This window comes from Spirulina sp. CCNP1310, from assembly GCF_034932185.1.
Taxonomy (GTDB): domain Bacteria; phylum Cyanobacteriota; class Cyanobacteriia; order Cyanobacteriales; family Spirulinaceae; genus Spirulina.
In genome coordinates this window covers 1-20,374 of sequence record NZ_JAYGHW010000066.1, presented here as the reverse complement: position 1 = coordinate 20,374, position 20,374 = coordinate 1, and the positions used below count along the sequence as shown (strand labels likewise).

At 50.2% G+C, this 20,374-nt stretch carries 21 protein-coding genes and 1 tRNA gene; 9 read left to right on the top strand and 13 right to left on the bottom strand.

The window, feature by feature from the left end:
* Position 1 precedes the first annotated feature (1 nt).
* The 3 genes from cas5c to cas3 all read right to left on the bottom strand — a co-directional run bounded on the left by cas5c (position 2) and on the right by cas3 (position 3,396).
* Positions 2 to 697 carry a type I-C CRISPR-associated protein Cas5c gene (gene cas5c / locus VB712_RS11620; protein WP_323254824.1) on the bottom strand — a complete coding sequence of 232 codons (696 nt, stop codon included), beginning with the start codon at positions 695 to 697 and terminating at the stop codon, positions 2 to 4.
* A gap of 179 nt (positions 698 to 876) precedes the next feature.
* Positions 877 to 1,080 carry a hypothetical protein gene (locus tag VB712_RS11615; protein WP_323254822.1) on the bottom strand — a complete coding sequence of 68 codons (204 nt, stop codon included), beginning with the start codon at positions 1,078 to 1,080 and terminating at the stop codon, positions 877 to 879.
* Between the two features lie 18 nt (positions 1,081 to 1,098).
* Positions 1,099 to 3,396 (bottom strand): CRISPR-associated helicase Cas3', encoded by a 2,298-nt coding sequence (cas3, locus tag VB712_RS11610; protein ID WP_323254820.1) that lies wholly within the window; start codon positions 3,394 to 3,396, stop codon positions 1,099 to 1,101.
* A 184-nt stretch (positions 3,397 to 3,580) separates the two neighbouring features.
* On the opposite strand from cas3, the gene VB712_RS11605 reads away from it, so the two are divergent.
* Positions 3,581 to 3,653 (top strand) — tRNA-Phe (locus tag VB712_RS11605).
* A 211-nt stretch (positions 3,654 to 3,864) separates the two neighbouring features.
* Positions 3,865 to 4,194, top strand: coding sequence for an antibiotic biosynthesis monooxygenase (locus VB712_RS11600; protein ID WP_323254818.1), 330 nt, complete (start codon positions 3,865 to 3,867; stop codon positions 4,192 to 4,194).
* A gap of 4 nt (positions 4,195 to 4,198) precedes the next feature.
* Here VB712_RS11600 and VB712_RS11595 read toward each other — a convergent pair whose 3' ends face one another.
* Positions 4,199 to 4,702, bottom strand: coding sequence for a DUF427 domain-containing protein (locus tag VB712_RS11595; RefSeq protein WP_323254816.1), 504 nt, complete (start codon positions 4,700 to 4,702; stop codon positions 4,199 to 4,201).
* 65 nt (positions 4,703 to 4,767) lie between these two features.
* Positions 4,768 to 5,157, bottom strand: coding sequence for a Fur family transcriptional regulator (locus VB712_RS11590; protein ID WP_323254814.1), 390 nt, complete (start codon positions 5,155 to 5,157; stop codon positions 4,768 to 4,770).
* A 241-nt stretch (positions 5,158 to 5,398) separates the two neighbouring features.
* Here VB712_RS11590 and purS point away from each other — a divergent pair, with 241 nt between their 5' ends.
* From purS to VB712_RS11560, 6 genes are all read left to right on the top strand, one after another.
* Complete coding sequence (purS, locus tag VB712_RS11585) at positions 5,399 to 5,662, top strand: phosphoribosylformylglycinamidine synthase subunit PurS (RefSeq protein WP_323254812.1); 264 nt, start codon at positions 5,399 to 5,401, stop codon at positions 5,660 to 5,662.
* Positions 5,659 to 6,339, top strand: a complete 681-nt coding sequence (gene purQ / locus VB712_RS11580) for a phosphoribosylformylglycinamidine synthase subunit PurQ (protein WP_323254810.1) — start codon at positions 5,659 to 5,661, stop codon at positions 6,337 to 6,339. The genes purS and purQ overlap by 4 nt, the downstream gene beginning before the upstream one ends.
* A 17-nt stretch (positions 6,340 to 6,356) precedes the next feature.
* On the top strand, positions 6,357 to 7,376 hold the full coding sequence (locus VB712_RS11575; protein ID WP_323254808.1) for a hypothetical protein: 1,020 nt from the start codon (positions 6,357 to 6,359) through the stop codon (positions 7,374 to 7,376).
* Positions 7,377 to 7,481: 105 nt separating this feature from the next.
* Positions 7,482 to 9,362, top strand: coding sequence for an LIC_10190 family membrane protein (locus VB712_RS11570; RefSeq protein ID WP_323254806.1), 1,881 nt, complete (start codon positions 7,482 to 7,484; stop codon positions 9,360 to 9,362).
* Positions 9,363 to 9,391: 29 nt separating this feature from the next.
* Complete coding sequence (locus VB712_RS11565; protein ID WP_416236328.1) at positions 9,392 to 11,209, top strand: LIC_10190 family membrane protein; 1,818 nt, start codon at positions 9,392 to 9,394, stop codon at positions 11,207 to 11,209.
* 125 nt (positions 11,210 to 11,334) lie between these two features.
* Complete coding sequence (locus VB712_RS11560) at positions 11,335 to 12,951, top strand: D-Ala-D-Ala carboxypeptidase family metallohydrolase (protein ID WP_323254802.1); 1,617 nt, start codon at positions 11,335 to 11,337, stop codon at positions 12,949 to 12,951.
* A 119-nt stretch (positions 12,952 to 13,070) separates the two neighbouring features.
* Here VB712_RS11560 and VB712_RS11555 read toward each other — a convergent pair whose 3' ends face one another.
* The 6 genes from VB712_RS11555 to VB712_RS11530 all read right to left on the bottom strand — a co-directional run bounded on the left by VB712_RS11555 (position 13,071) and on the right by VB712_RS11530 (position 17,862).
* The gene (locus tag VB712_RS11555; RefSeq protein ID WP_323254800.1) at positions 13,071 to 14,039 is read right to left on the bottom strand and encodes a GDP-mannose 4,6-dehydratase; all 969 of its coding nucleotides are present in this window, start codon (positions 14,037 to 14,039) and stop codon (positions 13,071 to 13,073) included.
* Between the two features lie 24 nt (positions 14,040 to 14,063).
* On the bottom strand, positions 14,064 to 14,384 hold the full coding sequence (locus tag VB712_RS11550; protein WP_323254798.1) for a DUF6679 family protein: 321 nt from the start codon (positions 14,382 to 14,384) through the stop codon (positions 14,064 to 14,066).
* A 282-nt stretch (positions 14,385 to 14,666) separates the two neighbouring features.
* Complete coding sequence (locus VB712_RS11545; RefSeq protein WP_323254796.1) at positions 14,667 to 15,590, bottom strand: alpha/beta hydrolase; 924 nt, start codon at positions 15,588 to 15,590, stop codon at positions 14,667 to 14,669.
* A 134-nt stretch (positions 15,591 to 15,724) separates the two neighbouring features.
* Positions 15,725 to 16,444 (bottom strand): hypothetical protein, encoded by a 720-nt coding sequence (locus VB712_RS11540; protein WP_323254794.1) that lies wholly within the window; start codon positions 16,442 to 16,444, stop codon positions 15,725 to 15,727.
* A 232-nt stretch (positions 16,445 to 16,676) separates the two neighbouring features.
* Positions 16,677 to 17,108, bottom strand: coding sequence for a secondary thiamine-phosphate synthase enzyme YjbQ (locus VB712_RS11535; protein WP_323254792.1), 432 nt, complete (start codon positions 17,106 to 17,108; stop codon positions 16,677 to 16,679).
* Positions 17,109 to 17,115: 7 nt separating this feature from the next.
* Positions 17,116 to 17,862, bottom strand: coding sequence for a phycocyanobilin:ferredoxin oxidoreductase (locus VB712_RS11530; protein ID WP_323254790.1), 747 nt, complete (start codon positions 17,860 to 17,862; stop codon positions 17,116 to 17,118).
* Positions 17,863 to 17,962: 100 nt separating this feature from the next.
* On the opposite strand from VB712_RS11530, the gene tatA reads away from it, so the two are divergent.
* On the top strand, positions 17,963 to 18,133 hold the full coding sequence (gene tatA, locus VB712_RS11525) for a twin-arginine translocase TatA/TatE family subunit (protein WP_323254787.1): 171 nt from the start codon (positions 17,963 to 17,965) through the stop codon (positions 18,131 to 18,133).
* 75 nt (positions 18,134 to 18,208) lie between these two features.
* Here tatA and VB712_RS11520 read toward each other — a convergent pair whose 3' ends face one another.
* Complete coding sequence (locus VB712_RS11520; protein WP_323254785.1) at positions 18,209 to 19,948, bottom strand: penicillin-binding protein 2; 1,740 nt, start codon at positions 19,946 to 19,948, stop codon at positions 18,209 to 18,211.
* The coding region (locus VB712_RS11515) for a hypothetical protein (protein ID WP_323254783.1) at positions 19,929 to 20,374 on the bottom strand (446 nt) is incomplete at its 5' end. The genes VB712_RS11520 and VB712_RS11515, both read right to left, overlap by 20 nt.

The following is a 20,374-nucleotide window of genomic DNA, read 5'->3' as shown; positions in this document are numbered from 1 at the left end:
TTTAAAGGGGATGATGGGGAATAGTGAGAATGCCTTGATCCAGACGGGCGCGGAAAAAGCGGGGCCGGGCATTAGCTTTAATAATCCGCCGACCTTCTCCGTCCTGTTGACGGTGTTCAATTAAACCTTTGGGATTGGGGTTAAATTCGACATCGTAGAGCATCAACCCTAGATCATCACTGTGATCAATGGCTTGCTCTGTGCCGCTAGGAGGCTCAAAAAAAGCACTAAATTCACGGGTTCCTAAATAGGGCTGATGATGACATTGCCCCCGCTGTACCCGACGACGAAATTGATCCCGATATTTGGCAATATTTTCGGTGGCGTGGGATTTTAAATAGATCTGAGCTTCGATGATATAGCTCACATCCCGCAACCCTAGGGTATGGCGTTGGGCGCGATCGCCATCAGCAAAATAGCCTCCAACCCCCGTTTTTGCCCAACCTTTCGCACTACTTTCACTCTGGCAGTTATTCACCTCATTACGCCAAATTGAAAAGTGGCGAATTTCACTCAAAACATGAATCTGTTCAATCCGGTAGCCCATTTCTGGTTTCCAGAAAATCGCTTCCAAAATCCCCCTTGCTGCACTGGGGGTGAGGACATCATAGCTAATCCGTTCAACCTTAAATTCTGGGCGCGTAAAGCAGGCAAAGTCACCACAGACTTTCAACGTTAAGGGGGGAGAATTGCTCACGGTGCTAATCCTTGATGAATAAGAAAAGATGACGAAGTTTGGTATTAAAGATCGGATATAGCCATTTCTCGATCCATGCGGTACAGAGCTAATTTCCTTCTTTGGAAGGGGTTTGATGTGAGGGCTAAATTTACTTTCAGAGAACAAGCTGATCTGATCATTTATCTGTCGCCCCACTTCTATAAAATGGGGGCAATAATCATTTCAGACCGGGCTTTTTCCGTGTTGATATCAAGGGCGAGGGAAGTATTTTCCCGAAGTAGAACCGTGAGGATCTCACGGGCTTCTACTTCGGGTACTTTAGCAAACAGATGATCGACTTGGGTTAAGGTGAGTTGGAATTGTTGCAAAACTTGATGAAACTTAAAATCGCTGTAGGCCATCTTGATCAATGGTAACGATTAGACAATGAGATCATAGGGATCGCGCTGGATGGGTTGACCTTCCCATTCAATCCCCACAAGCTGATCATAACCGCCCCGCCATTCCCACAGTCCGGGGACAACCTCCTGACGGCTCTCTTCACTTTGATTGAATTGCCAAGGGAAGAGATTCACCACATAGGACTGCAAACGACTGTATAACTCTCGCCCCACCCGACCCTGAGCGCGGACTTTCTGGAGAATTTTGCCACTCTCCCCATAGTTGACCACCACCGGGATCGTCTCATCCTCAATCAGCGAAAACTTAGCCACCTCTGGATAATTCAACTTTTTGCGCTCCTTTTGAATCTCTTGGCCAGGGGAGAGATCCGCCTGTTGATAAAGTTCTTGGAAATAACGCACAAAAATGTCAGGGCGATGGAGTTGCTCAATTTCCTCCGGACTGAGGTATTTTTTCGCTACTTCGTAGGCCGTTTGATAAAGGCCACGGGGGCTACCCCCCTCCAGCGGTTCAAAAAGAATTACCTGACCGCGATCGCGCTTCCCCTCTCGATTGCACCGCCCCGCCGCTTGGACAATCCGATCAAGGGGGGCGATCGCCCGATACACCACCGGGAAATCCAGATCCACCCCCGCCTCCACTACCTGTGTAGACACCAACCAACAGGGTAAACCCCGCTCTAAACGCTCCTTCACCATTTTGAGAATCTGGGAACGATGCGCACCACACAGCAGCGTCGAGAGTTGGAATAATCCCTCAGCAGGGAACTCAGCCGCCTGCAATGCGGCCAACGCCGCTAACGCATCCTTGCGGGTATTGACGATAATCAAGGCCTGTTCCGCCGACCGTTGTTGCAAATCTGCGCTCAAATCTGACCAAGACCAAGGCTTTTGAGGTCGGATATAATCCACCCGTTGTAAGGCTTGAAAATGCCGCTGGGCTTCCAATGGTGGCACAATATCCGTAATTTTTTCAAACCCGGCTAAATAGGGAGTACTCCCTTCAAAGGCGGGTTGAGTAGCTGTACAAAGCACCACAGTCACCCCATAATTCTGCACCAATTGCCGCAACACATCTAAAATCGGCTCCAACAAAGGAATGGGTAATGTTTGCACCTCATCTAAAACAATCACACTGTTCACTAAATTATGCAGTTTCCGACAACGCCCCGGTCGATTGGAAAATAAACTATCAAACAATTGCACCGTTGTGGTCACAATTAAAGGCGCATCCCAGTTTTGGGCAATTAAACGGGCTTGAGCATAGGCAGAACGAGCATCATCATCCCGCCAATCCTCCTTTAAACCCTTTAAACTTTCTGGAGAAATTGCACTGTGATGCTCTAACACTGCCATCTCCCCTAAAGACGCAAAAATTTTCCGATAAACGTCTACAGTTTGCTCAATAATGCTGGTATAAGGAACTGCAAAAATGACCCGACGTTGACCATGTTGACAAGCATGATTTAGCGCAAAAGCCAAACCACTGCGGGTTTTACCGCCCCCTGTGGGTACGCAAAGACGAAACACGCCCGGCTTGTGCAAGGCTTGGGCGCAGCAAAATTGATAAACCTCGTGCCGGACTTGATTAACAAGCGTATTCGGCACAGTATTCAGTAAGAGGTTTTGTTCAAAGAGTTTTTGTTCACGTTCTAACTCAGCTTTGAATTGGGGGAGTGTAAGGAGATTTTCTTCTCTTGCTACATCATTGGAATCAACTGATTGCAAGGGAAGAGAAATTTTTCGTTGTGCTGCTTTTTCTGGGTTGAAATGCTCCTCTGTGTCTAAATGATCTGCATCAATCAGGCAAGAAAAAAGCAATCGGAGGAACAATTCACACTGCAAAGAATTATGCTGATGGGCAGCCATCTCTTGACGGAGCATCGGAGAAGCTTTGAGGTCAATACCAGCCGCTTTTGCCTGTTCGATCACGGTTTGATAAGCTGTTTCTGTTTGCTCAGGATTTCGCCCTGTTAGTTTTACCTTGAGGGTATCAAAAGCAGGTAAACCGCTATGGTGGCCATAGATTAAGAGGGCAAGGGGTTGAAACTGTTTAGCAGCTAACTTGGCTCCGTGGATGGCGTGGGGTACGGATTGGGTGCGATCGCCCCCATGGCAAGCTTGCAAATAGGCTTGAAAAGCCGGATGGTATTTGCCTAGATCATGCCAGAGACCGGCATAATAGCCGCAACGCTCCCCGCCCATAACAGCAGCAAAGGCAGCGGCTTTGTGGGCAACTTTCGTGAGGTGAGCCTGGAGGGGATGCCATTTTTGCTCAGGATCATTAGGGTTGGGGGTATGGGCAGCAATAACCATAAACGGAGTGATGGAGAGGAATCCCTCCATGCTAATCCCTACAACCCTGAACCTCCACAACCTCCCACTGGGAGTCACCCTAAGGGATTTTTACAATTTTCTCCAAAACCCTTGCACAATTGCAGAAAACTTGCTAAGTTAGTAACTGCGCTTGAATTTTTCCCTAGGAATGAGCCAAGAGCAAGCCAGGATAGCTCAGTCGGTAGAGCAGAGGACTGAAAATCCTCGTGTCGGCGGTTCAAATCCGCCTCCCGGCATCCCCCAAACCTAAGCCCCCCAACAGTCTCCACGATTTTTTTAGGGGGTTTGGTTTTGGGGTTTTGAGTATCCGTGAGTATCATTTGATGATCATTTGCATATCGTTTGAATATTTTTCATCCTCTTTGTTAAAAAAATCCCCGCAAAATCCCCCCCCTTCAGGGATCATGGCAAGGTAGAACCATAGCCACAGCCTAAGGAGGCGCGAAGATGTCCGAATTTTTAGATTTCCTCAAACATAAATATGCCTACGTCGCCATTGGAGCCTTTAAGCCCGGCCGATTCAATGAAGCCGAACAATTGTTTGTTAAGGCCGTTTCCACCTATAGCGAAGGGTTTGAGGGGGCTTACCTGCTGCAAAAGCCGGGGACAGATGAAGGGATTGCCGTCATTTTTTGGGATAACCTTGAAGACATGGATGCTAACCGCAACGACCTCCATGAGGCCCTGATTAAAGAAATGGGCCATCTCTTCGCTGGCCCGCCGGAAACCTGCTTTTACGAAGTCGCCAGCGAAGTCCAGCCTCAGGCCAAGGCTTAACCCATTACCAGCCCCAGGTTCCCGCACCGCCTTTGAAGGGGCCGACGATATCGGCGGTGATCCACCCTCCGTAGAAATCCCCGGCTTGGGCCTGTACCCGTTCCCCATCCACATAACAGGCCTCCATCCGGCCGGGGTAAAGGGCGATCGCCTCTGCAATCACGGCAAAATTCGGGGTCGGCTCCGGATATTGCCAAGCCGCATTCACCAACACCTGATCCCTCACTGTAATTGTGTAGTACCGCGCCCAACCCTTCCATTCACAAAAGGATTGCTGATCCGTGGGGGTGAAATAATCCATCTGAATATCAGCAATAGGAATGTAATAGGCCGGGGGATGGCTGGTTTCTAAAACCCGATGGGTGCGAGAACTATCGGCAATCTCCACACCATTGCAGATCACCTGAATCCGTTTGGCACTGGGTTGGACAATGGCCGGCCGGGGATAATGCCAGACAGATTCTTGGCCGGGTTGGGGTTCAATGGGACGGGGACGGGGGGAAAGCATAGGGGTGGGAAATGGGGAGTAGGGAGTGGGAAGTGGGGAATGAGAAGGGATAAGCCCTCTTTTCTCTATCCTCTTTCCTCATATTGGCATTGTTGGCAGAGGCCAAAGAATTCAAGCGTATGATAATAGACCTTAAATTGGTGCGATCGCTCCAGTTGATGCTCCAATTCATGGACAGGACATTGGGGGATGGGAATCGAAGCCCCACAGTTTAAACAGGTGAGGTGATGTTGATCCTGTTGGACAGGACTATAGAGAGATTCGCCACTGGTGAGGGTGCGCACCGTCACCAAACCATCCAGCTTCAGGGCTTCGAGAGCACGGTACACGGTTGCTAACCCCATGTTTTGCTGATTATTGCGCAGTTCTAAATAGAGGTCTTGGGCAGAAATAGCGCGTTGCAGCGTTTTGAGGAGATTGAGGATTGTAGCTTGGGAACGGGTGCGGGTCTTCATGGGGGGGGGACAGCAAGGGCTGGCTCAGTTGCTCCCCTTTAGCTTAACTGTTTGGCGTACTCCAAGGGATCAGAATCGCTTTTGGGAGCATCCCATGGCGAGAAAAGAGGATAGAGAAGAGAGGAGAGAGGGAAATTGAGATTTTTTTCCCACTCCCTACTCCCCACTTCCCACTCCCTACTTCAAGAGAAACCGCCCTTAGGCGTATAGAATAGAACCGTGCTGTTTCTAAGGGATTGCGATGGCTCATTTTCATGCCCGTATTTATGTCACCCTCCGCTCCTCTGTCCTCGATCCAGCGGGGGTAGCGGTCTGTTCCGGGCTGCACCAATTGGGCTATGACGGGGTGGAATCGGTGCGGATTGGCAAATATATTGAAGTGCAATTAACAGCAACGGATCCAGGGGAGGCTAAAACCCAACTGGATCAGATGTGCGATCGCCTCTTGGCTAACCCCGTGATTGAAAACTATTGCTTTGAACTGACGGAATTGGCAACAGCATGACGAACTTTGGCGTTTTGGTCTTTCCAGGGTCTAATTGCGATCGCGATATCGCCTATGTGACCCGCGACCTTTTAGGGCAACCCACCCGCTTCATCTGGCATCAGGAAACCGATTTGGGGGATGTGGATGTGGTGATTGTGCCGGGGGGGTTTAGTTATGGGGACTATCTTCGCTGTGGGGCGATCGCCCGCTTTTCCCCAATCATGCAAGCGGTACTTGACCATGCCGCCCAAGGCAAATGGGTCTTAGGCGTGTGCAATGGCTTCCAAATCCTTACCGAAGTGGGGCTACTCCCCGGAGCCTTAACCCGCAATCGCGATCTCCATTTTATTTGCGATCGCACCCCCCTTAAACTCGAAAACCCCCGCTCCCCCTGGACTAAGACCTACGCGCAACCCATCATCACCCTCCCCATTGCCCACGGCGAAGGCCGCTACCATGCCGACCCCGACACCCTCAAAAGCCTCGAAGACCATAGCCAAATCCTCTTCCGTTACTGCGATCCCGATGGCCTTGTCGATGAAACCCACAACCCCAACGGCTCCCTCGGGAACATCGCCGGCATCACCAACCGTCAGGGCAACGTCTTAGGCATGATGCCCCACCCGGAGCGAGCCGCCGATGCCATGCTGGGTTCCGTCGATGGCTTGGGTGTATTTCAAGGACTCTTAAACTAACTCTGGTTGGAGGCTCAATGATTAACTTGCTCTTCCTTGCTCACTGTAGCTTTGAAAAAACACCAACCCTCCCGATTATTATTTTTGAAATCGTGACGCTGGTTGGAGCAGGCCTTGCCACATTGTTTCTCAGCAAAATTAAAACTAAAATCATTCCCCGCTTCTTAATTTTAGCCCTAGGGGTTTTAATCTTTGAACTCTTCACCTCCCCCATGTGGCTCAATGAACGGCTAGGGGTCTGGGCATACCTTTACCACGATGTTAGTTGGATTCTCACCATTGGCTGGACAGCGATCATTTTAACCGTGGTGACAATCACCGATCAACTCTTGCCACAATGGAAAGAATGGCAGCGATTCCCCATTTATTTAGGGGTTTTAACCATTGTGGTGACATTCTTAGAAATCCTCGTCGTTAACCTCGGCATTCGCAGCTATGCCCCCGAAGTCTTGGCCACATTAACTAACATTTTCGTTGCCGGTGTTCCCTTACTAGATGTCCTGTACTACACCCCCGTTTTCACCGGCTTAGTGATCAGCTTCTATAAATATTGGAGCTTTGTCCTCGATGATGAACCCCTAATCCCGAGCAAAAAACGGCAATGGCTCCGCAGCATTGGTATTGCTTTTTTAGCGGTGTTCCTCTTTGAAGTGATGATCCATCCAATGGTAGAGAATCGCAATCTGCCCTCCTGGTCTTATCTGTTTTTTGATATTAGCTTCCTACTCACGGGCCTCTGGGTGGCGGTCATCGGTATTGCGGCGGTGGTGGTGGATCGCTTTTTCCTCCATTGGCCCATCGTCCTGCGGTTTATGATTGCCTTAGGGGTGACGGGGGCGATCGCCTTTCCCATTGAAGCCCAGTTAATGTCCGCAGGATTTCGCATCTATGGCGAAAGTGCCGTCGATAAATTTACCGGCTTTACCACACCATTTTTCAATACACCCGTAGAAGTTGCCTTTGCCATTCCCTGTTACATGGCGTTAATTATTGCCTGTATTCGCTATTGGGAAACAATCCTCGACAATCGCCTATAATCCTTTCATCATTGCCCTTTGTTGACTGCCAAAATCGATGCCAACCCATGGAAACAGGATGATTTCCTAATCATCTAAGATGCTATCTCTCCCCCCATTGTCTTTATGTTAGTTTTAATCCTGTTGTGGCTGTTGCTGTCCGTCATCACGTTCACCATTGGCCTCGGTCTATTGCACATCTTGCGGGCAGATTGCATCCTGCGTCAGGGCGATCGCCTGTTCATTGCCCTCTGGTTAGGCTTATTTACCTTAGCTTGGGCCTTATTTACCATCTCTCTGGTTTTACCCCTGAGTCCCTGGGTGGGTTTAGCTGTTGGGGGGGGGTTAATGGCGATCGCCCTCAGTCAAACCCAAACCCGCCAGGAAAGTCTTACCCTCATTAAAACCCTCATCTCCCTACCTTGGCCTTGGCAAGTTGCCGGTTTAGGCTTAACCCTTGCCACCGCCTTCTTCTCCGCCCAAGGGATCATCTGGTTTGATACCGGCCTCTACCATTACCAGGCGATCGAATGGTTTCGCCAGTATGGCACAGTTCCCGGTTTAGCCCTCATTCATGAACGCTTTAGCACCAATTCTGCTTGGTTTGCCCTCGCTGCCCCCCTCAATTTTGGCATTTTGAGCGCAAAAATCACCGCTTGCCTAGGGGGATTGATCTTTTTAATCGGCTTGTTTCAAACCGCAATCATTTTGCATCGAATTCTACATAAAACGGAACAATTTACCGATTGGTTTTTAGGATTGGCAATGTTCTTGATCATTCCCACCTTATTTTGGTCTTCACTCCCTTTTTCGATTTCTCCCGATCAACCCATTATCTTTGTGACTGTGATCACAGCATGGGTAATGTTGATCATCTTAAAAGAGAGAAACTTATCTCAAGATCAATCAATCCTGATTCCGCTAATTTTAACTGCAACGGGAACGACGATTAAATTAAGTGCTTTACCCCTAGTGGTATTAACATTTTGCTTTTATGTTTTCACTCAATCCAATACAAGCTTTATTATCAAATTTTCTCAAAACAAAATCCATCAAATTAATCAATATTTTAAATTAATTCTTAAGCCTGCAATTCAGGGGGGATTTTTGGCATTGATCTGCATTTCTCCCCTATTTGCATTTAATATTTTTACCTCTGGATGTATGCTTTTTCCATCCTCCCTGTTTTGTTTTGACTTACCCTGGTCGTTGAGTCTCACTAAAGTTCAAAAATCCTATCAAGAGATTAAAGAATGGAATCGGTGGATTGGCGCAACACCCACAGGCGAAACTTTGGGCTGGGTTCAGCCTTGGATTCATGCCGAAAAACAATTCACATTTTTAATTTTCTGCTCTGTGATCACCATTTGGTTACTCTTAATTTATCATCCTAAAATTGCTATCAAAGGTAAGCAGTACGTCATGATCATGGCAACATTGGGACTGATTTATGTGCTAACCTCTGCGCCAACTTGGCGATTTGGTTTAGGCTATGCTTGCTTACTACCCGCATTTTTAATGGCAGAATACTGTTATCATCATTCACGCAAGCGCATATTATCGGTGTTACTCATTTCCGGGGCAGCTAATGCTTGGCTAGAATTTTCATCACCTTCATTTATTTTGATCTTTTGCTTAACATTTTTAAGCATTATTGGCATTTATTTTTATCCAAAAATTACCGAGCCACAGTTTTTTACAATTTTAAGTATTCTTTCTTTTTTAATCATTAGTCGCCACTACCTCCTGACCTACGCACATAATCGCATTAATGTAAAAATTTATCCCATTTTTCCCCCCAGCCTCCAAGAAACCTATGCACCCCACAAATTCAAAGCCCTTCAGACTAATGATGTAACCTATTTTGTCCCCACGGATGGCACTGAGTTATGTTGGGCGGCTCCTTTGCCTTGTACCTATGCCCTCAGTGACCAGAATATTCAATTGCGTGATCCAGACCGTGGAATTGGGGCGGGTTTCATCAAAGTTCCGATCCAATCTCAGTAATAATATCTACGTTTTAAGAGGATATTGATTTGCTATTTCTACTTTTGACTTGGTTTTGCTTTAGCTGTATCGCTTGGCTCATGGGCATTACGATTTTAAATCGTTTTGATCTTGAAAATGACCTGCCTTTGGGCGATCGCACCATCATTTCTCTGTGGTTAGGGATTTTAAGCCTGGCTTGGGTTTTGTTCATTGTCTCCTTTTTTGTACCCCTCACGCCCATCGTGGGTTTGCTCACGACGTTGATCGGCATTACCCCTGCCCTCATTTCAAAACAATGCCGTGATCAAGCTAGATTGTTATGGAAGGCGATCGCCCGCCAATCTCCCTGGTTACTCCTCACCCTCCTAGGATTTAGCCTCGCGCTATCATGGCTTTGTTCCCAAACTGTTTATTGGTCAGATACGGGGCTTTACCACTACCAAGCGATCAGTTGGTTTAGTCAATATGGAACCGTTCCGGGATTGGCTTTAATCCATAATCGTTTTGCCACTAATTCCCCTTGGTTTGCCTTAATTGCACCCCTCAATGCCGGTATTTTTACAACGCGGATTAGTTCTAGTTTGGGAGGGTTTGCCTATTTATTAGGGTTTGGACAAGCCTGCTTACATATCAAGCGCATCATTCATCAACGAGATGAATTAACCGATTGGTTTGCAAGTTTTGCTTTTTTGTTATTATTACCCAGTTCCATTAAGTTGACTATTGCCATGTCAGTATCTCCGGATCAGCCAATTCTAATCATGAGCGTTATTATACCTTGGTTGATTTTAAAAGCAAAAAGCAAAGTTGTTCATAATCCAAGTAGAATTGCACTTATTGCGGTAATATTTTCTGCTTTTATTGTAGTTCTAAAACTAACAGCATTGCCATTCCTATTTGTTACAATTTTTTTATATCTGAGCACAGTAAAAAATAAAGTTTTGAGCTTTTTTAAAATTAGCACTTTGTCTTTTATTGGGTTGCTACCGTTATTCATTTTAAATGTAGTTGTATCAGGTTGCCCCCTTTACCCATCATCTGTAGCTTGTTTCGACTTACCTTGGTCAGTGGGCAAACAGCAAGCGGCACAGTATCTTGAGTTCATTCAAAAATGGAATCAATGGTATTTTCCTGAGGCAATCCCTGAAAATCCTCGATGGGGTGAATGGATTTTGCCTTGGCTTGGAATTGAAACTCCTTTTGTATTTTTGATTATTTGTTCTATTGCCGTAATGGTGATTGCTCTTGTTCAACCCCAACAAATGAATGTCAAAGGCAAGAGCTATTTTTTATTTTTAACCCTTTTGGGTATAATCTACGTTGTTTACTCTGTACCAACTTGGAGGTTTGGTGCAGGATATAGTTGTATCTTACCCGCTTTATACCTAGCTTGCCGTTGTCGTGAACAGGCAAAAATGAAATGGCTGGCGGTTTTGATTTGCTCCGGCGGGGCTAGTTTGTGGTGGGGGTTTTCCTTGTCCCTAGAGCTAATCATGCTGATTACAATCGTTTTCAGTGGACTTACCTTGCTTATTTTTAAAGAAAATAAGCCTCGATTCAGCTTGTTTTTTGCAATTTTATGGGGAATTTGTTTGATCGTTCCCTTACAAGACTATAGAGTGACTCGCTCTGTTTATCCATGGATTTGGCGGCCGTTGCTTCCTCCTGCCTTGGAGGAGACTTATCCAACAGCTAATTTTGAGGCGGCTCGTGCTCAGGATGTAGATTATTGGCGGCCTAGCCCTGAGATCGGCCTTTGTTGGGCTGCACCTTTACCCTGTACCCACGAGTTGACCCATGACAATATTCAATTGCGGGATCCGGCAAGGGGGTTAGCGGGGGGTTTTGTGCGGAATCAGCCCTAAAGGAATTTTTCAGGCTGTTCAGCGAGACTAAATCTCTGGCAGTATGATTGGGAGGGCTTGAGCTATTTGGGTCAAGGCTTGGGAGTGGCTGATGGCATCTTGAACATTTTAGGGTTGGCGAGGATATGGGGACAGTAAATCAAGGCGGCTATTATTATGGGTTGGAGGCGGAACGGGCAGGGATTCATGCTTCGGTTCTTGCTGCCTTGGCTCAGGTGCAGCGATCGCCCCTGCTCGCTACCGGAGAAATGGGTTTAGGGATTAGCCAGCCCGCAAAATGTTTAGAAAGTTTTCCCCTCCAGGTACAGTATGCCGCGAATACGATCCGCGCCCTGAGCGATCGCCTCATTACCCAAGGTTGGCAGGGGAGTGATCTCTGGGATCTGGGGACGGGAGCCTATAGCGATCGCTTTTTGGCCATTGTGGCGGCGGGGTATATCCCGGCGGTAGAAGAAACCAATGTGGGGGAGTTAGCCCCCTGTGATGGCAGAGCATTACAGGCGGCCTATCGCCAAGAGTTGGAAATGATCGGCATGGGGCCAGATCAGATGGCCCTGGATCAACAACTCCTGACGTTTATTGAAAAAATTCCCGAATATTATTTAGGGCTATCCCACCAACGACGAGGCTTATTGGAGGTGGTGCGGGTTTGGCGCAGATTGGATAGTGCTGGGGCCGCGATGGAATCCTTGGCCCGGGAAACCCAAAAATCGGCCCAACAGTTGGCAACGGAGGATCTAGATATTGCTCTGAAGCAGTTCCTTCAGCGGATCCCAGGGCAATACAAGGGCTTTCCCCACCAACGGGAAGCGCTGTTGCGGTTGATTCAATCCTGGCGACAGTTGCCCAGTCGGGAGGCGGTGATTAAGTCCTTAGCCGTTTCTAGCCGCCCCGATCCGGATTTACATCTGTTTGATGGGGCGCTGCTCCATTGGGTGCAGCAAATTCCCCTCAACTATGGCGGGACGGGGGCCCAACGCAATGCCCTCACCGAGGGGTTTCGCATTTGGCGACAGTTGAATTCTCGACAAACGGCGATCGCCGCCCTAGGGATTAACCCGGAACGCCTCAGTGTTGCCAGCAGTGATCCGGAAAAACTAGGGGCGATCGCCACCGAACTCGACCGCGAATTGCTCACATTTATCCGCCGCATTCCCCACACCTACCGCGAAACCCACCAACAACGGGAGGCCTTAATTCGCCTCATGCAATTATGGCACGGGCTAAAAACCCGTGAGCAAACCCTTGCCTCCCTTACCGCCGACCTCAAGGCCATGGAGCAACATCCCCCCACGGCGGAAATGGCAACACTGATCCTCCCCCAACGGCCGGAACAATGGACACCGGAGAATCTGCAATTGAGTGCAACAATCCTCCCCCAAGGGCAATTAACCTGGGCCCAAGCCACCCAAGGCGGAACGCTGATGCCCCCGGATCAGGCCACCGTTGAGGCCATCCTTCGCATTGCGATCTTGGCACAACAGGTGAGCGATCGCCTCCAACGCCCCCTCCTCATTACCAGTTGGTATCGCCCCCCCCACATCAACCAAGCCGTTGGCGGCCTCCCCGATAGCCGTCACCTAATCGGGGATGCGATCGATTTTGTTTGCGAAGGCCTCACCGGCAACCAACTTTATTGGTTCCTCGATCCCTGGTGGCCCGGCGGCCTCGCCCGTTATCGTCGTTTTCCCCACCTTTGCCACATCGATGCCCGCCACTACCGCGCCCGCTGGTTGGCTTGAACCGATCAGCCACAAAAAAGAAGCGAACAGGGGCAAAAAATTTTTGTGCCTCCGGCAGGCTTACGCCAACGCCCCTACGCAGTTCTGGCAATATTTGAGCCTTCCCCGTTACCCGTTCCCTACTCCCCACCCCCCAACAACTCCAAATCATGACGCACCATCACCTCCACCATCTTCTCAAAAGAATGTTGCGGTTCCCACTGAAGTTTCCTGCGAATCTTATCAATACAGCCCACCAACTGCACCGCCTCATCGGGGCGGTAAAACTCCGGATCCACCGTCACATAATCCTGCCAATCTAACCCCACCACCCCAAAGGCACAGGCCACCAACTCCCGCACCGAATGGGTTTCGCCACTGCCGATAATGTAATCATCCGGCTCCGGCTGCTGCATCATCAACCACATCGCCTGCACCGCATCCGGCGCATAGCACCAATCCCGCCGCGCATCGAGGTTCCCCAGCTTGAGTTCCTGAGCTAAACCCAGCTTAATTTTGGCAGCCCCTTGGGTAATTTTACGAAACACAAACTCCGCCCCCCGCCGAGGGGATTCATGGGTGTAGGTAATCCCACAACAGGCATAGAGGCCGTAATGTTGGCGATAGTTCACCGTGAGCCAATGGCCGTAGGTTTTCGCCGTCCCGTAGGGGTTACGGGGGCGAAAGGCGGTGTCCTCCGTTTGCGGGGACTCGCTGGGTTGCCCAAACACCTCACTACTGGAGGCTTGGTAAAAATGGGCATCGGGCTTACAGCGACGAATCGAATCCAATAGCCGCGCCACCCCTAAACCCGTATATTCCGCCGTTAACGAAGGCTGTGTCCAGGAGAGAGGCACATAACTTTGAGAAGCTAGATTGTAGATTTCATCGGGTTGGGCTTGGGCGATCGCATCCATTAGAGAAGGCTGATCCAGTAAATCCCCCGGTAAAATCTCCACATTGCCCAATAAATGGCTAATCCGCTGCAAATTGCTCGAACTCGATCGCCGCACCAAGCCAAAAATCCGATAACCCTGGGTGAGGAGATGCTCCGCCAGATAGGAACCATCTTGGCCGGTAATTCCGGTAATTAATGCAGTTTTCACCATCCCTTATGACTCACCCCGATCCGCTTAACTAGAGCTTTTATCGTGTCCTTCCCCAGAATTAGGGTAAATTTGTTCTGCTTCGTGACAATCATCCGAGACGAGAATTTCCGTATAGCCCCGTGGCACAGAGGCTAACTTTTGGGAAATCGCCCCAATACTCTCCAAACGCACCATCTCCTCCCAGGAGCTAACCTCCTCATCCTCATCCGTTTCATAACGAATCGTGACAAGATCCCCTTCAATATCGACAATCCGAGCTGGTTCAATCCATCGCTGCTGATCCCGCAAGAAAATACTGACTTCTCGACCGTCTGCACACAATTGATAAATCTTGCGGTGTAGCATAGGTGATTTCTCCCAAGCGGTTCAGTATGTTGAGCATGGTTTCTTCTGTGAGTCCAAGGATAACGATTCTAGACCAATCCCTGATGGACTTTATCCATGATTCAGATCATCAAGGGGGAGTGATCAACGATATCCCTCCCCTCCAGTCTAGATCAAAGACCTGTGGTATTTGCGCCCCCTCTTGGCGGGTTGACCGAACGTGATCAAACAAGTTTGGGGGCCATTGTGCCATAATCTTACCCCCTTCATCACCGATTCCTTTTCTTTCAGGGCAGATCGATCCTACGGTGAACTGGGTTGGGGATCGATGCACCAATCTGCGGCAATCGACGGAGAACTCCGAGAACAAGCGTCAGCCACCAAATCACGAATGTGAGCTTCGACCAAGCTGGTTTGCTCCACCATCGACAAATGACCACAATCGGCAAGTTCAATCACATTATCCCGCTGCTGAAAGCCAGGGTGAAAGCTAGCCAGGTGGCGCACATACTGCAATTCCATCACCCGATCCTGTTGGCCCGCCAGGAAAAACACAGGTTGGCTCAAGCGGGCTACCAATTGGGGCAGGTGATGGACTTCTGGTTCTGTGGTGGTTTCCAGCAATGCGCCGAGGGCTGCTTCTCGATCCGCTTTTAAAAAATCATCTAAACGTTGCCGTCCCCAATTCCGGCTTAAAGGGCGAGCCACCATCGCACGGGTAAACAGCCAATCTAAGCCGGGGATATAGGCCAGCCAAGGCTGCCGACTATTAACAATTTGGCAACCGGCCCGGCGGAAGCGTTCAAACTCTTCCTTGAGAAAGATACCGCCACCGGAGTTGAGGCAGATCACGCCTTGGATTTTGGAGGGCGCGAGTTCTGCGGCCCAGAGGGCAATACTTCCCCCCAGGGAATGGCCAATCAACCAAGCTTGATGAATCTGGAGTTGGGCTAAAAGGGCGACGAGATCTTGAGCATAGGCCGCGAGGTGATAGGGCCGTGCTTGTTCTGGGGGTTGATCGGTCTTGACTGCGCTCGAATCGCCAAACCCCCGGAGGTCATAGCATAAACATTGATATTCAGGCGCTAAACGCTCAACTAAGGGCCGCCAATATTGGCGACTCAGGAGCCAGCCATGGATAAAAATCAGCACTGGCCGGTCAGCATCAGGGGAAGGTGGGGTCAGTTCGTAGGTGTGAGTAACCCCGAAAAGCTCAATGGTTTCCATAGCTCTTATCCTAGCCCGAACCGGTCTTTTGAGTCTAGAACTCAGCGGATGTATCTCAGGGCGCAATGTAGGGGCGTTGGCGTAAGCCTGCCGGAGGCACAAAAATTTTTCGCCCCCACCCATCCATCGCCAAACTATTCCCCTAATAGGCGTTGACGGACACTTTCGGCAATTTTTTGCCCCAGGTACTCTGGGATTAAACTTTCATTGGGCCCCAAAAGGTAGAGAATCAACCGGGTTCTACCCCGCCACACGAGAAGATTGGCATTGACCACCAGTAAATCCTCTTGCCAAATGGCGTACATGACTTTGTAAAACAGGCCGGGTTGGTTGTCGGCTTCGATGAGGAGGGCGGGGAGGTGGAATACGGGATCGACATAAAATTCTGTTTCGACCTGCTCTAAACCGGCATCAAGGTTGAATTCTACGGCGAGCATTTCCTCCACCTCAAACCGACCGGCGAGGGCTTCGCGGATGGCGCGACAGACGTTTTCAGCGGTTTTTTCGGGCAAGACCTTATTGCCCCGGGACACCACTAGCTTGATAAAAACGAGCATGGGGGGCTTGATCTGGCCGTAGAGGTTCAAGCTGTGGATCGTTAAACCATAGGCGGCGAGAACCCCAAAGATATCACTGAGGAGAAAGGACTGATTGCGGTAGGCAAAATGGACGGCACTCTTTGAGCCTTCGGGCCGGACTTCGATAATCGCCAACTTAGTACGATAGAGCCGATAGGCCAGACGCAGGTTTTGCAGTTGAATTTCGCTACTGACAAACTGTTCATAGAATTGGGGAAAAGCTTGGTTGAAGCGTTTCAGAAGGCTGAGTGTGGATGGTTTTAAACCCGCCGCCATAGTCGTTTCGATCGCTGCTGATTGTTGACATTCCCCGGCCTAAAGGCGTGGGGACTCTTCAGTTCGTAGGGAGTCCATCGACTTTAGCCTCCGTCGGGGAAAACTGAACTCGACGATGAATCACCACGGATGCATCGACAATAGCACCAGTCTAATCCAAACCTTGGGCAGTCTAGACGGTTCGAGGGCCAGAGCGGGCAAAATTGCGGTTGAGGGGGCTGAGGGGAGGAGACTAATGGCCGCTGATGTGGATGACGATCTGCCGCTCATAGCTGCGTTGACGGTGTTCCCAAAGGAAGATCCCTTGCCAGGTTCCCAGGACTAAACGGCCTTGGGTGATGGGGATTTGCTCACTGGTGCGGGTGAGGGTGGAACGGATATGGGAGGGCATATCGTCGGGGCCTTCGTCGGCGTGGCTGTAGCTGCGGCCATCTTCGGGGACGAGTTTATTAAAGAAGGTATTAAGATCTCGCAGGACGGCGGGATCGGCGTTTTCTTGGATGATCAAACTGGCGGAGGTGTGACGGATAAAGACGACACAGAGGCCGGTTTGAATCCCGGATTCTTTGACAACGGTTTCTATTTGGGGGGTGATGTTGTGGAGGGTTTTGCCTTGGGTGTGAACTTTGAGGAGTTGTTGGTGGAGGTGGGTTTGGGTGAGCATGGTGGGCTTAGGGGCAGGGAGGGAGGTCGAAAAGGACGGTGTTCATATAAAATTCGGCCCAATCATCGCCAAAGGCTTTTTCTAAGACGCGGCGGGTTTTGTCGTTTTGTCGCTGTTGGGTGCAGTAGTGGGATTGGCCGGCCCAGTTGGTGGCGATTTGCTCTGGGGGGAGGGGTTGGGCCGCTGTCGCCCCCTGGCAATGGATCGTTAAAAACTGCTCAATGCGCTCAATAAAGGCGGTTTCCTCTTCAGGGCCATCGGGGCGGATAAACAGGCAAAATTCGGAAAAAATATCTCCCCAGGCCGGGAGTTCGCGCACTTGGGAAAATTGCGGGGCGGGGAGGGCGCTAAGGGCGGTTTGGTAATCGGGGGGGAGTTGGCGATCGCCCCTCGTTGGGGATAAATCCACAATCGCCGCGCTAATTTGCCCCCGGCCCCCTACCAAATCACAGCCAAACATCGGTAAGGCGTAATCCAAATTAGGGAACATCACACAATGGAGAATATCAAGGTTTTTCCCCACCTTGGCCAATTCGAGATGGAGCTTGCGGAATTGGGGGGTTTGATAACAGCGGTTTTCGATCCGCAGCCGTTCCCCTTCGAGTTTACCCTCCACATAGCCCAAATCCTCCGGGAGAGGATAGGGGGAGAGGTCAAGCTGTTCATGCCACACCGTCAGGATACAGTTGGCCAACCGCTCAATGAGGGGATGGAGTTCGCTGGCCAGTTGGGGGGGATGGGCGATCGCAGTCATAACCAAAGATTGGATTTAGGGGAAGATAAATTTCAGCATATACTGAGGGGGCCGCCGCCCACGGCAACAACCCACAGAATGTTACAAAGGATTTAAAATTATGTTTGGACTTGGTTGGCCAGAAGTGGCCATCATTGCGATCGTCGGCATTCTCATCTTTGGCCCGAAAAAAATCCCCGAATTGGGGGGAGCTTTAGGGAAAACCCTCCGGGGCTTTAAGGAAGAAATGGACAACCCCACCCCCGATGACACCGACGATGAACGGGATTAAAAAATTTGTGAGGATCAATCCATCCCCAGCAGGGCGAACCATCCCCAGCAGGGCGAAAAATTTTTCGCCCCTACTCTACGGCACAGCCGGAGGCAATCCCTCGATCGCAATCAACGCCTCCGTAACCGACTTCACCAAGGGAGCCGCCACCGTAGAGCCAAAGAGATCCTTTCCTTTCGGTTCATCGATCACCACTAACACGAGATATTGGGGGCTTTCGAGGGGTAAGGTCGCAACGAAACTGACAATTTTGAGATCATCGTAATAGCCCCCCGTGGGGCTAGCCTTTTGGGAGGTTCCTGATTTGCCCCCCATTTGATAGCCCGGAATCCGCACCACATCGCCCCCCGGCGCATCAACCACTTCCCCCATCTTGCGCCGGACAATTTCCGTCGTTTCCGGGGAAAAGACCCGTTTCACCGGGCGATCCTCGGGTTCCCAGGTTAACCTATTATTTTCATCCACCAAACCCCGAACCAGATGGGGGGTGACTAACAAACCACCGTTGGCGATCGCCCCATGGAGTTGGGCCAATTTCAACGGCGTGAGGGAAAACCCTTGGCCAAAGGCCGTCGTTGCCACCTCAGCGGGGGAAGCTTGAAAACTGCTCACCGGCTTTAATTGTCCAGCGGCAGACCCCGGCAACTCAATGGTTAGGGGTTTTGTCAGATCCAAATTTTGGAGTGCTTCATGGTACTGTTGCGGGTTCATCCGCTTCACCAATTCCACCATGGCCACATTGCTGGAAAAGCTGAGAATTTCACCAATGGTGAGATCACCCCGGCCCCCCACATCTTTATAATCATGGTTGCTAATTTCCCAGGTTTCCAGCTTAATCCGTCCAGCATCGTAGAAGGTTTCATCCCCGGTAATCACTCCGGCTTCGAGGGCGATCGCCACATTAATCGGCTTAAACGTTGACCCCGGCTCATAGAGATCCGTCACCGCCCAATTTTTAAACAGCTTGAGATCAAACCGTGAATATTGATTGGGGTCAAAGGTGGGTTCACAGGCCAAAGCCAACAAAGACCCATCGTTCACATCCATCACAATCACCGCCCCCCGTTTGGCCTTATAGGCCTCCACCTGTTGCTTGAGGAGCGATCGCGCCACCCGTTGCAGGCGCATATCAATGGTCAATTGCAAGCGCTGATCATCAAAACCCAATAAACCATCAGGGAGATAGTCCGGCATCAGCGCCCCATTCCCCGCCCGGCTCATTTGCAATGTCCGCACATCCCGCTCTAGGGCTTTCTCCTGGGTATATTCCAACCCCGCTTGACCCTTATGATCCAAATCCACATAACCCACCACATCAGACACCAATTCCTGCTGGGGATAAAGGCGGGAATATTGCCGCACCAACTCTAAACCATCTAATCGCAAAGCCCGAATTTGATCCGCCACCTCCTCAGAAAGATTGGCCGCTACAGAAATCCCGCTTTCCCGTTCATTTAAACGGGTGAGCAGTTGTTGCGCATTTTGGGTGAGGGGGGCAGCAAGGCGATCGGCCACATCCTCACGGCTAATTTTAAATTGATTGGGGTGAGCATAGAGGGTGAAGATCAGGCGATCCGTCGCCAACAAATTCCCCGCCCGATCCACAATTGCTCGGCGGGGAATATAGGGGCGCATATAGATCATCTGTTGGTTCCGCGCCTGTTCCAACAGCGCTGGCGCACGGCGAATCTGTAACGAGTAAAGGTTAAACCCCAACCCGCATAAACTGAGGATGAGGATCGCCCACACCAAACTTAAACGCTGAACCTGAAGGCGATAGGGTCGGGGCGTTGTTTTAGTATCCCAAGGGGGCATCCGGGCGAACCTCCAGGAGTGGGGTGATGGGCGTTGAGGATTGCACCGATTGGGTTGTTGCTCTGGGTAAAAAGATCGTATTGGCGGGGCTAGGCGCAACCAAACCATTTTCTGGAGCCGCTGCCCGTTGGGCCAATTGGTTTTTCATCAACTCATCGGCGGTGGTCAGTTCCCGTTTTTCCCGCTGGAGTTGTTCCAATTGGCGAAACTCTTCGCTCCAAGCCTGTTGAATATAGACCGTTGAGCCGTAGACCATTAACACCGCAGTGGCGAGGCAAAAGGTGAGGATCGAGGAGCCACGCTGAATCACCAGTAACGCCCGGAGCCAGAAGGGAGCGTTGGGGGTGGTGATTGTGGATTTTGTGCGGGAAACGGGCTGGGTGTCAGGTGGGGGGGTTGTCGGGGGGACAAGGGTCAGGGGGGCAG